At 65.1% G+C, this 12,595-nt stretch carries 11 protein-coding genes; all 11 read right to left on the bottom strand.

Annotated elements, in window-relative coordinates:
- Nucleotides 1-134: 134 nt before the first annotated feature.
- Nucleotides 135-719: an Arm DNA-binding domain-containing protein gene (locus DYI37_RS00595; protein WP_158555047.1), complete on the bottom strand. Its 585-nt coding sequence runs from the start codon at nt 717-719 to the stop codon at nt 135-137.
- Nucleotides 720-782: 63 nt separating this feature from the next.
- Nucleotides 783-1,001: a hypothetical protein gene (locus tag DYI37_RS00590; RefSeq protein ID WP_116681263.1), complete on the bottom strand. Its 219-nt coding sequence runs from the start codon at nt 999-1,001 to the stop codon at nt 783-785.
- 122 nt (nt 1,002-1,123) lie between these two features.
- Nucleotides 1,124-1,405: a DNA-binding protein gene (locus DYI37_RS00585; protein ID WP_116681262.1), complete on the bottom strand. Its 282-nt coding sequence runs from the start codon at nt 1,403-1,405 to the stop codon at nt 1,124-1,126.
- A gap of 44 nt (nt 1,406-1,449) precedes the next feature.
- On the bottom strand, nt 1,450-2,814 hold the full coding sequence (locus tag DYI37_RS00580) for a tyrosine-type recombinase/integrase (RefSeq protein WP_116681261.1): 1,365 nt from the start codon (nt 2,812-2,814) through the stop codon (nt 1,450-1,452).
- A gap of 488 nt (nt 2,815-3,302) precedes the next feature.
- A complete protein-coding gene (locus DYI37_RS00575; protein WP_116681260.1) occupies nt 3,303-5,138 on the bottom strand; it encodes an ABC transporter ATP-binding protein in 1,836 nt (611 codons plus the stop codon).
- Entirely contained in the window at nt 5,131-6,063 is a 933-nt protein-coding gene (locus DYI37_RS00570; protein WP_116681259.1) for an ABC transporter ATP-binding protein, read from the bottom strand. The genes DYI37_RS00575 and DYI37_RS00570 overlap by 8 nt, the downstream gene beginning before the upstream one ends.
- Nucleotides 6,060-7,106 (bottom strand): FecCD family ABC transporter permease, encoded by a 1,047-nt coding sequence (locus DYI37_RS00565; protein WP_245413715.1) that lies wholly within the window; start codon nt 7,104-7,106, stop codon nt 6,060-6,062. The genes DYI37_RS00570 and DYI37_RS00565 overlap by 4 nt, the downstream gene beginning before the upstream one ends.
- Nucleotides 7,103-8,179, bottom strand: a complete 1,077-nt coding sequence (locus tag DYI37_RS00560) for a FecCD family ABC transporter permease (protein ID WP_116681771.1) — start codon at nt 8,177-8,179, stop codon at nt 7,103-7,105. The genes DYI37_RS00565 and DYI37_RS00560 overlap by 4 nt, the downstream gene beginning before the upstream one ends.
- Before the next feature lie 14 nt (nt 8,180-8,193).
- The gene (locus DYI37_RS00555; protein ID WP_245413714.1) at nt 8,194-9,066 is read right to left on the bottom strand and encodes a siderophore-interacting protein; all 873 of its coding nucleotides are present in this window, start codon (nt 9,064-9,066) and stop codon (nt 8,194-8,196) included.
- A complete protein-coding gene (locus tag DYI37_RS00550) occupies nt 9,063-9,977 on the bottom strand; it encodes an iron-siderophore ABC transporter substrate-binding protein (protein ID WP_147307839.1) in 915 nt (304 codons plus the stop codon). The genes DYI37_RS00555 and DYI37_RS00550 overlap by 4 nt, the downstream gene beginning before the upstream one ends.
- A gap of 109 nt (nt 9,978-10,086) precedes the next feature.
- Entirely contained in the window at nt 10,087-12,561 is a 2,475-nt protein-coding gene (locus DYI37_RS00545; protein WP_147307838.1) for a TonB-dependent siderophore receptor, read from the bottom strand.
- Nucleotides 12,562-12,595 lie beyond the last annotated feature (34 nt).

Here is a 12,595-nt window from a genome sequence, read left to right as displayed (position 1 = left end):
TGTTTCATCTCTTTGTTTCAGGCGTGGCGCTGGCAGCAGACTCACGGGTACTCAACAACAAAGGTCGCTCGTTTCAGCGGTGTTTCGCAGCGTCTGGGGTAACGAAGGGGAACCGGGCCGAGACGGCTCCCTTTTCATTTCGCGCGCCGCAGCAATTCGCCGCTTTTGTGCATCGGCCGCGGATCGGTTCCGGACAAGGCTTCCAATCGGACTTCACGTGCCATGCGCTTCGCGAGGTCGAAGGATAGGACGCCCGGCTTCCCGAGACTGATCTTGCCTTGCGGGCCGCGTCCACCGATCCGAAACATGACGACGTATGTTCTGACGCCTGTTGGCCGGACTCGGACGCCAAATCCCGAAATCGCCTCTGACCAAATCGTATACTCGGTTGCCCATGCCGGTGCGTTCAATGCGATCTCTTCGGTGAGGTCTGGTCGCACGAGAACGGCGAGCTTTTGCACCTCTACATTCACCTTCGGGACGATCAGCAGGTCCTCGGGATCGATGTCGTCAATATACTCGCCCGAGAGTTTCACTTCTTCACGGTAGAAGCGCGGCGGTGTGTTCCGAAGGGCGCGGCGGGCGAGCGCTGCGGGGTAGCCTTGGTGGCGCAAGGCCCAATAGGCATCATTGCGAGCACGGGGATCATGTGGTGCGATAGGCTCATGCTGCATGCGCCGCAGAAGTTGTTCGTCGGTGGGGTTTTTGCGGGCCTTCACGGGCATGCCCTCCCGCGCGACCATGCACCATCGGGGAACTCCGATGGTGCATGGCGGTGCTGGCTACTCGCGGCGGATGTCCGCAACCTCTGCGCCGAGATAGCGCGCGAGCTGGGGAATCGTCGCGGTCGTGTAGACGCTCGGCCCAGCCGCCAGATAGACGATTGCGCCGTCTGCGCCGTTTGCGCGCCCGCCCGCGATCTGGCTGCGGCGTACCAGCGCGCCACCGCCCGATACGGCGGGGATGAGGATAAAGTTGTCTTCGGTGTCGAAGTCGGCCATGGGATTGGTCCTTTCAGTTGGCGTTGAAAGGGCGAGCCATCCTCGCCCCTCCAATACAAACCAGACCCCCACATGGTGTCAACTAGTTAATTTTCTTCAGAAAATTTTCCTTCGCGCATCTATTAGGCCTCCTCGAACGGCAGGCCTTGGCTGCTTTTCAGGTAAGAGAAAGAGCGAAGGTGCAAGTGAGCCTCGCTTGAGGAGGCGAAGGGGCCAGTCATACGACCGAACACCCATGCGTCCAGTGCGTCAGCACGATAACGAACGGCCCGTCCCCATTTCCAGTGCCTCGGGCCGCCGCCGACGACAACGAGCTTGGCCAGCCATTTGTAGGAGCACGGCACGCCCCACATTTCAGTGACGTAATGGGCGGCCTGCTTGCGATTGAGGTAGATGGACTTCATCCCGGCTTTCTCCTGTTCCAAAGATCGCCGGGCATTCCCCGGCTCTAGGATATACCCGCGTTCGCTGTTTGTCCCCCAAGCTGCGGCGATGTTTCGTCTTTAGAAATTTGCGCGCGTTGCTCTGAGGCCACACTCCCGATAGCGGCAGCGATGGTGTCGGCAATCTCCTCCGATGCTCGCCGCAACGGATCGTCGGCAAGATGCGCATAGCGCTGCGTTGTGGACGGATTGTTATGACCGAGCAGCTTTCCAAGCGCTGGCAGTCCGATGCCGCTCGCCGCTCCGATAGAGGCGTAGGAATGGCGCAGATCGTGAAGGCGTAACCCATCAAGTCCTGCGTACTTGATGATGCGTGCCCAAGGCCGGTGCAAATCAGCACGCGGCTTCTCGGGGTCGTTTCCGGCAATGACATAGACGCCACTGCGTGGCAGGTCCGACAGGATCGCCAGGGCCGATCCGGCCAGCAGCACCTTCTTCTGGCCGGTCTTGCTGTCCGGCAAGTTCAGAACGCCGCGTTCGAAGTCAATATCCTGCCAGCGCAGATGCAGGATTTCGCGCAAGCGGCAGCCCGTTAGCATCAAGAGCTTGATCGCGGCGGTGACGTGTGGCGAAAACACCTCGCGCTGGTTTTCCGGGCGGACGGGTCGGTGCTTGGCCTTCTTGCCTTCGTTGAAGGCCCACGGCAGGCCCTCTGTCTCGGCAAGCGTCAGCGTCTCGCCCAGCCGCCGAAACTCCTCGGTCGTCATAAAGCGCTCGCCTTTGCGATCTTTGTAGAGCAGCACGTTCCGGCAGGGGTTCTCTTTGAGATAGTCGCGCCGCACGGCGTAGGTGAACATGCCGCCGAGCAAGCGGACGGTGCGGGTCGCGGTTCCCCTGCCACCCTTCACGCCACTGCCGCGCCTCCCCGGCTTCTTGGGACGGGCCGTCTTGCCCGAAGCCACATCGCGCAGGAACTTGCTGATATCGCCCCGTGTCACCGCACCGATCCGCTTGGTGCCCAAGAGAGGCCGAATATGGGCTTCGATCCGGCTCTTGTCGCTCTCGATGGTGGACGCCTTCTTGTGGTCCACGCCTTCCCGAAGATACTCGTCGCAAAGTTGCGAGACGGTCATTTCAGCCCTCACGCGGGCGCGCTCGGCGGCGACATCCTCACCCAGTTCGGCTTTGGCGAGCACCTTGCTCGCGTCATCTCGCGCCTGCTCGACGGTGATCTTGCCATAAGTGCCGATGGTGACTTTCTTGGTTGTCGCGTTCCGCCCGCCCACGCGATACATGACGATGAACGTCTTATGCCCTGTTGGGCGCACGCGGCATCCGAAACCGGGGAGCTTTCCGCACCAGACAACATAGTCTTTGGCCTGCGGGAGAAGCGCGTCCACCACCTTCTTTGTTAGTTTCTCGTTCGCCATCTCTTGACCGCGCTGGGTAGCGCCGGGGTAGCACGCGGGCGGTAATCTCGGGCGATCACCGCGCCGCCGTACAATCAAGAGAAACAGCAATATGATAAGAAAATCAACTATTTAGGTATAGTCGAGCGATCACTGGAAATCTCGGGAAAACACAAGAAGTCACGCTCCGAAGGCAGAGGTCACAGGTTCGAATCCTGTCGGGTGCGCCATTCCCTGATACCAGTGGGCACTTTGGTCGTTCCCTCCTTTGAAGCGCTTCCCTTTTTTGGTCCGTCCGGCTGGAGAATTTTTAGGGGTTGCAGGTCTGGCCGACACCACGTCGCCTGAGCATTTCATCGGCTCGATCGGCGTCTTATGCTCGATCGCGCTGTGGCGTCTGACCTCGTTGTAGTCTTCCTCGGCTCCGCGCAAGAGTTCCGGCTGTGTCGGCGTGACGACGTGGAAGGGCCGGATCGCCCTCGGGTCGACGGCGATCTCGGATTGCCGTGTCAGCCGGATCGGTTCGGTCCTCCTTGTTTCCCCGCAAGCGTCGCTGGCGACGCTTCGGCCTTCGTGTCGTTGGCGATCGTATCGTTGGCGATCGCCAGCCGGTGCGGAGCGTCGCCGGTCTGCGCCTCGTGCAGCTGCCGGTAGCGGCCGCCCTCGCGCGACAGGAGGTCGGCGTGGCCGCCTTCTTCGGTGACGCGGCCGTCCTCGACCACCAGGATGCGGTCGGCATGGGCGATGGTGGCGAGGCGATGCGCGATGACCAGCGTGGTGCGGCCTTGGGACAGATCGGCCAGCGAGCGCTGGATGGCGCGCTCGGTCTCGGTGTCGAGCGCCGAGGTCGCCTCGTCGAGGATCAGGATCGGCGGGTTCTTCAGGAAGATGCGGGCGATGGCGAGGCGCTGCTTCTGCCCGCCCGAGAGCTTGACGCCGCGCTCGCCGATCACCGTGTCGAAGCCGTCGGGCAACGCCGCGATCACACCGTCCAGCCGGGCACGTCGGGCGGCCTCGGCGATCTCGGCGTCGCTCGCGCCAAGCCGGCCATAGGCGATGTTGTCGCGGATCGTGCCGGCAAACAGGAAGACGTCCTGGCTGACGATGCCGATATTGGATCGCAGCGACGCCAGCGTCAGGTCGCGAATGTCGATCCCGTCCACGGTGATCGCGCCGCCCGTCACCTCGTAGAAGCGCAGCAACAGCGAGCAGATCGTGGTCTTGCCCGCACCCGACGGGCCGACCAGGGCGACGGTCTCGCCGGCGCGCACGCAAAGGTCGAGACCGTTCAGGATCGGTCTGTCGGCCGCGTAGCCGAAGCGCACCCCGGAATAGGCGACCTCGCCCTTCAAACGCCCGGCATCGCGCGCGCCTTCGCGGTCCGCGATGTCCGGCCGCGTATCCAGAAAGGCGGTGTAGCGCTGGAAGCCGGCAATGCCGCGCGGATAGGTCTCGATGATCGCGTTGATCTTGTCGATCGGCCGGAAGAACACCCCGACCAGAAGCAGGAAGCCGACGAAGCCGCCGGCGGTCAGCTCGCCCCGCACCACGAACCAGGCCCCGGCCAGCATGACGACGACCTGCACGAAGCGCATCGACAGGTAGGAGAGCGACAGGGACGCCGCCATCACGCGGTAGGCTTCGAGCTTGGTGATAAGATAGTTGCGGTTGTTCTCGGCGAACAGCGCCCGCTCGTGGTCCTCGTTGGTGAAGGCCTGCACCACGCGGATGCCGCCGACATTCTCCTCGATCCGTGCGTTGAACTCGCCGACCCGGCCGTAGAGCGCATGCCAGGTGGCGGTCATCCGGCGGCCATAGACCGTGGTGACGATCGCCGTGACGGGCACGATGATGGCCGTGAGGAGCGCCAGCGGCACATGCACCCACAGCATCAGGGCGAGCGCGCCGACGAGGGTCATGACGGCGATGAACAGGTCCTCCGGCCCGTGATGGGCGACCTCGCCGATCTCCTCCAGATCCTTGGTGAGCCGTGCGACGAGATGGCCGGTCTTCTGATCGTCGAAGAAGCCGAAGGAGAGCGTCTGCAGATGGTCGAAGGCCTTGCGGCGCATCTCGGTCTCGATGCGCAGCCCGAGCATGTGGCCCCAATAGGTGACGACGACCTGGAGGCCGGAATTGACCAGATAGACGAGGAACAGGCCAAGAGAGGCCAGCGCGATCATGCCGATCTGGTGGGTCGGAAGCAGGCGGTCGATGAACAGCGTCACCGCGACCGGAAAGGCCAGTTCCAGGAGGCCGGCGGCAACCGCGCTGGAGAAATCGAGCGCGAACAGGCGGCGATGCGGGCGGTAATAGGACGCAAAGCGCCGCAGGAGATCAGGCATGATGCGGCTTTCGGGCAAGACAAGACGAGCCGGGCCTGTTCAAGGGGCCAGCGGGGCCTGCGGCGGATGAGGAATCCGCCGGTGCCGGCACCGATGCCGGCGTTGCGGAAGGGGGCGCGTCGATCACCGACGCCTTGCGCCCCTTCGGCACGACGAGCGGCGTGCCCGTGACCGGATCGGCGACGACGACGCAGGGCAGGCCGAACACGGTCTCGACGAGTTCGGCCGTGACGATCCGGCCCGGCGGGCCTTCCGCGACCACCGCGCCGTCTTTCATCGCGACGAGATGCGATGCGTAGCGGGCGGCCTGGTTGAGGTCGTGCAGCACGGCGACCACGGTGCGCCCTTCCGCATTGAGATCGGCGAGGAGGTCGAGGAGCTCGATCTGGTGGGCGATGTCGAGAAAGGTGGTCGGCTCGTCGAGAAGCAGGATCGGGGTTTCCTGCGCCAGCACCATGGCGAGCCAGACCCTCTGGCGCTGGCCGCCCGAAAGTTCGTCGACCTGCCGATGGCCAAGGTCAGTGGTGCCCGTCGCCCGCATGGCTGTGCCGATGGCCGCCTCGTCGGCTCTCGACCATTGCCGAAGCCAGCTTTGGTGCGGGTAGCGGCCGCGCGCCACGAGATCGGCGACGGTGATGCCGTCGGGGGGCAGAGCCGACTGCGGCAGGAGGCCGAGGCGGCGGGCAAGCGCTTTGGCCGGCAGCGCGGCGATGTTTCGTCCGTCCAGAACGACGCTGCCCGCCTGCGGAAGGAGAAGCCGGGCGAAGGCTCTCAGAAGCGTGGACTTGCCGCAGGCATTGGGTCCGACGATGGCGGTGAAGCCGGCATTCGGAAGGCTGAGCGAGAGATGCTCGGCTATCACACGCTCGCCATAGCGCAAGGTGAGGCCTCGGGCCGCAAGGCCGGTGGGGGCGAATTCGTTCATCGGCGCCCTTCGCGCAGGAGAAGCCACAGGAAGTACAGGCCGCCGAGGCTCACCGTCATGACGCCGGCAGGAAGCTGCACGGGCAGTGCGTGCTGGGCCGCGAGGTCGGCCGAAAGCAGAAGGAAGCCGCCGACGAGGGCGGAGGGGACGAGTGCAACATGACCTGCCCCGGAAAGGCGCCGGGCGATCTGGGGCGCACACAGGGCGATGAAGGCGATCGGACCTGCGGCGGCGGTGGCAAGGGCGGTGAGCGCGACGCCGAGAAAGGTCAGGCCCAGGCGGGTGCGGTCGGCCTGAACGCCGGTGGCACGCGCCACGTCGTCACCGAGTTCGAGCTGGCGCATGGCGGGAGCGAGGAGAAGGATCGGGGGAAGGAGAAGCCCCAGCGTGACGGCCACCGGCCAGAGCTGCTCGGGTCCCAACCCGTTGAGCGAGCCCGCGCCCCAGACGGCGGCGGACATGGCGACCTGCAACTCGGCCTCGCGGATCATCCAGGCGTTCAAGGCCGACAGCATGGCGGCGACACCGATGCCGACGATGATGAGGCGAAAGCCCTGCATGCCGCCACGCCAGGCCAGAAGGTAGACGGCCGTGGCAGTCAGGAGCCCGCCGAGAAGCGCGCCGAGAGCCGTCTCGGCGTATCCGCCCCCGAAGAGAAGGATCACCACAAGCGCCCCGCTATAGGACCCGGCGGAGAAGCCGATGACGTCGGGCGAGCCCAAGGGGTTGCGCGTCAGCGACTGGAAGATCGCACCGCTCATGCCGAGCGCCGCGCCCAGAAGAAGGGCGAGCGCCACGCGCGGCAGGCGCCATTCGACGACGATCGTCCGCGCCATCTCGTCACCTCCCCCCAGAAGGGCTCGCACGATGCCGCTCACGACGATCGGATAGGTGCCGAACGTCAGCGCGAAGGCGGCGAGGAGAAGCCCGAGCGCCGCGAGGACCCCGCCGACGATAAGGCCCCGTTTCTCGAAGCGCAGGCTGACGCGCTCCCGGCCCAGGCGCAGAACGAGGGCGCGGCCCTTCACGATGCCGCCGCTCACAGGCCGCTTGCCCGTCGGTGCCGCGCGAGCGCGATCAGCACCGGGGCACCGATCAAGGCGGTGACGATGCCGGCTTCCAGTTCGCCCGGGAACAGAACGAGCCGCCCCACGATGTCGGCGAGGAGAAGCAGCGTTGGGGCGTAGAGGACGGTGAGCGCCACGATCCAGCGCTGGTCCGGCCCGACGAGCCAGCGCAAGGCATGCGGCACCATCAGGCCGAGAAAGCCGATGGGTCCCGCCGCCGCCGTGCCGGCCCCGGCCAGGAGCGTCACCGCCACGACCACGCCAAGGCGCACATGCGCGACATTCGCCCCGAGGGTCGCCGCCAGATCCTGCCCGAGCGCGAGGGCGTTCAGCGGGCGGGCGAGAAGCAGTGCGAAAGCGAGCCCCAAGCCGACAAAGGGCGCGACGGTGACGGCGACACCCATGTCGCGGCCCGCCACCGAGCCGATCGACCAAGAGCGAAGCGCGTCGAAGGCCTGCGGGTCGAGAAGCGTCAGGCCGGAGCCGATGCCGCCCAGAACCGCCGACAGGGCCGTGCCGGCCAGCACCAGCCGCACCGGGTCCGCTTCCCCTCGACCCACCGTGCCGAGCGCATGGACCGCCAGCGTGACGAGGGCGGCACCCCCAAGGGCGAACCAGAGATACGCCTTGACCGAGCGCAGGCCGAAGAGGCCGACGGCGAGCGTCACCGCGAAGGCGGCGCCCGCGTTGACGCCGAGAATGCCGGGATCGGCGAGCGGGTTTCGGGTCGCGGACTGGATGAGTGCGCCCGACACGCCGAAGGCCGCCCCGACGAGGAGCGAAAGAACCGTGCGCGGCAGGCGATAGTCGTGAATGACGATCTGGTCGAACGAGGTGGGGTCGAAGTGAAGGAGCGCCTGGAGTGCCACGGATGGTGCGATCGGCCGTGCCCCGACGAGAAGGCTCGCGAGCGACAACGCGGCGACAAGAAGGAGGCCGACGGCCAGAAGCAGGACGCGCCGGCTGCGCAGGATGCCGGTCGCAGGGGCGGGCGCGCTCCGCTCCGACGCTCCACTGACGGAAGGCGCAGCGTCTTCCTTCGTGCTCATCGCCGCCGACGCCCTCATGTGCGGGCCTGCCCCTCGATCCAGTAGCCGACCGCGTCGATATGGGTCCTGGGCTGCCCCAGCGTGTCGCGGAAGTGTCGGCGCGCGGCGGACGCGGCCTTGGCCTCGCCGGCAATACAGACATAGCCCGGCCCCTCGGGCAGCGCGTCGATCGCTGCCGCGATGCGGGGGAGTTCGGTGGTGCTGGAGCGACCGGGGCGGGGCCCGTGGGAGACATGCCAGATGACGGACGCATCCGCTCCGCTTGCCAGCAGCTGAATGTCCTGCTGGCTCGGCACCTCCACATGGACGAGGGCGCGAAAGCCTTGCGGAAGCTCCTCCAGGATGCGCGCCGCAGCAGGCAGGCCGGTGATGTCGACGAGCATCAGGAGCCAGCGGCTGCCTTTGGGCAGCCAGAACCGCCCTTCCGGGTTGCAGATGCCGATGATGTCGCCGGCCTTCGCGCCAATGGCCCAGCTTGCGGCGACGCCGCCCTCGTGGACCACCATGTCCACCATCATTTCGCCGGTCGCCCCGTTCCAGCGCCGCACCGTATAGGGCCGGCTCGGGCAGGGCTTTGATCCGTCGAACCGGCCCCAGCGCCCTTCGCGATATTCCGGCAACGTCACCGCCTCGCCGGGAGCCGGGGGAAAGGCAAGCCGCACCCACTCGTCCGGATGGCCGCTCGGCACATAGCGCTCATGCCCCGCCACCCGCAGAACCACCCGGATCGTCGCGGGCGTCAGGCGATAGGCCGACACAACCGTGGCGAAGAAGTAGTCCTCGATGTAGGCGTCATGGTCGCCGTGATCGGCCAAACCCGAGAGGGCTGGTGCAACGGTGACGACGGGATGGTTTCTCCCGGGCGACGTGTCTTGTTCAGCCATCATTTCCGAGCATTCTCCAAAACCTCGGCCATGCGTTGAGCCAGATGCGGGAACTGTCGATCGATCGAGATCGCGGTCGGCACCAGGACCGACCAGATTTCCCCTGGCGTATCGAGCGTAACGACACGCTTCTCGCGAATGGCCGGCAGCATTTTCAGAATCGGCTGCTGGATGAGCGCAATGTCCAGTCCCTGCTGGAACCATGCGACGACGACGTCCGCATCGATATCCGGCAAGGTCTCCATGCCGAGAGATACGGAATAGCGACCGCCTCCCGCCTTTCCGAGAGACCGAATGGCTGGCGGCACGAGGAGCCCGAGCTCTTCCAGGGCGGAAAGGCGCCTGTCACCTTTCAGATAAACATCCACCCCCGCTTGAAGGGGAAAGTTCGTCATGAACGCGACACTGCGCCCCTGGAGGATGGGATATGATCGGCGAAGCTGCCGGAACACGTCTTCGGTTCTGGCGATCAGCTGTGCCGCGAGCTCGGCCCGGCCCAAGGCCCGCCCGGCCAAGCGCATCTGGGCCCGCCAGTCGGCGAGCCATGGCCCTTTCTCGAACGTGACGACTGGGGCGATCCGGGACAGCCTTCGATAGGCCAGTTCGTCCACACCGGAAAAGACCGCCAGAATCAGGTCGGGCTTGAGAAGCGCGACCATTTCGAAGTCGATCATGCCGCCAAGCGGGACTGGTTTTGATGCGCCGATCCGCGGCTCGTTCCATTCCGCGATGCCACTTTGCCAATAGGGATAGTAGGTCATCGCGACCGGGACTTTCCCGAGCGCGACGACGGCATCCTCCCCGCCCCATCCCAACGTGACGATCCGTTCCGGCTCGCGCTCGATCGTCGTACGGCCGAAGGCATGGTCGATGGTGACCGGAAAGGCGTCGTCCGCGACCGCATTTCGAGCCATCCCGATCGAGAGCGTCGCGATCAGGGACGCGATGAAAGCCCGGCGATCGATCCCGCGAGGGCATGGGATCGATCGCGTGCGCTTATCTTGGACAAGGTCGGGCACGCGTTCAGAACTTCGCCGAAAGGCGAAACAAGGCCCTGCGAGGGGCGCCGAAGCTGATCTGCTCGTCGCCTTCCAGGATCTGGACGAACTTCTTGTCGAAAAGGTTCTCCACGTTCAGCTGACCGGAGAAGGTTTCGTTGAAGTCGTAGCGGGCCATCAGGCTGACGGTCGCGTAATCCGACTGCGTGAGACGGGAGGTTCCGGCTGCGGTCGTGATCGGAAGATAGGTCTCTCCCTGCCAGTTCACGCCCCCGCCGATGGTGAGATTGCTCCAGTTCCCTTCCGGTGTGTACGTCGTGAAAAGGCGAACGATGGAGCGTGGAAGGGTCGTGTTGACTTCCACGCCTTCACCATCTCGACTTTCGAAATATGTTCCTCCGAGCGTCAGGTTCCAGCCGGGCAGAAGCTCGCCGGAGACCTCTCCTTCCACGCCCTTGGTCTCGATTCCTTGTCCAGGGCGATAGGCGAATTGCGTGGTTCCCGGGATCCTCTCGCCAGTGGCGATGGCGACATTGTCTTCCAGCGTTCGGAACACGGCGACGGACGCGTTCAGGCGTTCGTCGAACCAGCTTCCCTTGACGCCGGCCTCCGTGTTGCTGCCCGTCACAGGTTCGAGAAAATCGTCGCGGATGTCGCGCTCATTCTGGAGGCGGAAGACGCTCGTATAGCTGGCATAGAGCGAATAGGTTTCGTTCAGGTCGTAGGTGGCGCCGATATAGGGCGTCGCCCTGCCATCGGATTGCTCGCTCACGACGGAGCGCCGGTCCTGCCATGTGTCGTATTGGGTGTACCGAAGCCCGCCGATCACGTTCAGCGCGTCGGTGAGGCTGATACGGGTGGCTGCATAGGCACCCTTTTGCTCGATCTTTTGAACGCGCAGGGAACCTTTCGCCCATTCGGGCTCGGGATAGGAGGCGGGCGACCAATCGAAGATGCTCTCGATCGGGGCAAAGTTCGTGGCGCCGTGATAGATGTAGTCCTCGTGGGTGTGATCGTAGAGAACTCCCGAGAAGAACTCGTGCTGGCGGCCGAAGAGTTCGTAGGGGCCGGTGATCTTCGCGCTGAGAACCGTCTGGGCCGCTTCGTGATGGAACCAGGCGGGCCAGGGTTCTGCACCGGCGCCGGTGATGGGATCAGGCTGTCCGCTGACATAGAGAAGCTTGGCTTCGCCCTCGCGCATGAGATGGGTGGCATCGACATCGACCACCCAGTCATTGTCGAACCTGTGCTCCAGGCTGCCGAATACGGTCGTGTTCTCGGTGTCCCAGAATGCCCAGTCGGGGGCGGTGTTGAACGAGCGGCTGAAGTCCGTTCGCGTCCCGTCGCTGAAATACGGAAGGAGGCCCGACCAGATGTTGTCGTTGAGCTCGCGACGTTGGTGCTCCGCTCCCACCGACAACCTCGTGTCCGGTGTCAGATCCGCATCGATGATGCCGTAGAGGAGGCCGCTGGCGGAGTCCTCGCGGTCCCGGAACGACTCCCGATCGTTAAAGGACCCGATGAAGCGCCCGCGTACCGAGCCGTCCCCACTGAGCGGCGTGGTGACATCGAGCGTTTCCCGAAAGTCGTTCCACGAACCATAGCTCGTGGTGACCTCACCCGTCAGGACCCGACTGTCGGCGTGCTTGCGAACGAAGTTGATGGCCCCCGACGGATTGCCCGTGCCTGTCAGAAGACCCGAAGCGCCGCGCAGCACTTCGACGTGATCGTATTGCAGGGTGTCGGAACGGTGCTCGCCATACATGGCGTCCAGATTGTTCACCGGGACACCGTCATACTGGAACGTGTTGAGATAGAAGCCGCGTGAGAACGGCTCGGTGCGCTGACTGTCCCACTCCTGCACCTGAATTCCGGTCGTCGTCTTCAGAACGTCGGCAGTGGAATCGAGCCGTTGATCTTCCAGCCGCTGGCGGGTGACGACGCTGACGGACTGGGGCGTTTCCTTGATCGATAGCGGCAGACCGACCGCAGTGCCCATTTGGGGCGTCGTATAGGCCCCGGTCCCCTCGGTCGTCTCGCCCTGCCCTTCGACCGTGACCATATCAAGCATCACCGAGCCGTCTTCGGCGATCGCGCCGTCTTCCGCCGCAGCCGAACTCACGAGGGCCGCGCTCGTCGGGCCGGTGACGCTCACACCGACCTCCGTGCCCGCGACCATCCTCCGCAGAGCCTCACCGGGCGTCATCGTGCCCGACACGGCGCGGCTGGTGGTCGATCGCGCAATATCGGACGGGTAGCCGACCTGCCAGCCGGTGGCGCGGCTGAACGCATCGACAGCGGAGGAAAGCGGCTGGGCCGGGATCGAAAAGCGCACCGCCTGCGCCGCTTCCTGGGCGCTCGCGCGGTCGATCAGCGGGATGCCGAGGGCGCCATGGGCGACGATCGTCGAGCCGAGAAGCACCGCGGCGATTTGTTTCGTCCGCCGGTCCGCGCTCGCCGTCCAAATCCCCTTGCGTTCCGCGATCCCCCGATCACTCATGTCCCACGCCCCTCAAACCGATACGAAGGGCTGC

It is taken from the genome of Fulvimarina endophytica (assembly GCF_003403015.1).
Lineage (GTDB): Bacteria > Pseudomonadota > Alphaproteobacteria > Rhizobiales > Rhizobiaceae > Fulvimarina > Fulvimarina endophytica.
The sequence above is the reverse complement of the archived record's forward strand: the minus strand, read 5'-3'. Positions and strand labels throughout refer to the sequence as shown.

Excerpts from the sequence above, each read along its gene's own strand:
- DYI37_RS00590 (WP_116681263.1), bottom strand. The coding sequence starts at position 1,001 with ATGGCCGACTTCGACACCGAAGACAACTTTATCCTCATCCCCGCCGTA.
- DYI37_RS00585 (WP_116681262.1), bottom strand. The coding sequence starts at position 1,405 with ATGAAGTCCATCTACCTCAATCGCAAGCAGGCCGCCCATTACGTCACT.
- DYI37_RS00580 (WP_116681261.1), bottom strand. The coding sequence starts at position 2,814 with ATGGCGAACGAGAAACTAACAAAGAAGGTGGTGGACGCGCTTCTCCCG.
- DYI37_RS00575 (WP_116681260.1), bottom strand. The coding sequence starts at position 5,138 with ATGCCTGATCTCCTGCGGCGCTTTGCGTCCTATTACCGCCCGCATCGC.
- DYI37_RS00570 (WP_116681259.1), bottom strand. The coding sequence starts at position 6,063 with ATGAACGAATTCGCCCCCACCGGCCTTGCGGCCCGAGGCCTCACCTTG.
- DYI37_RS00560 (WP_116681771.1), bottom strand. The coding sequence starts at position 8,179 with ATGAGCACGAAGGAAGACGCTGCGCCTTCCGTCAGTGGAGCGTCGGAG.
- DYI37_RS00555 (WP_245413714.1), bottom strand. The coding sequence starts at position 9,066 with ATGATGGCTGAACAAGACACGTCGCCCGGGAGAAACCATCCCGTCGTC.
- DYI37_RS00550 (WP_147307839.1), bottom strand. The coding sequence starts at position 9,977 with ATGGCTCGAAATGCGGTCGCGGACGACGCCTTTCCGGTCACCATCGAC.
- DYI37_RS00545 (WP_147307838.1), bottom strand. The coding sequence starts at position 12,561 with ATGAGTGATCGGGGGATCGCGGAACGCAAGGGGATTTGGACGGCGAGC.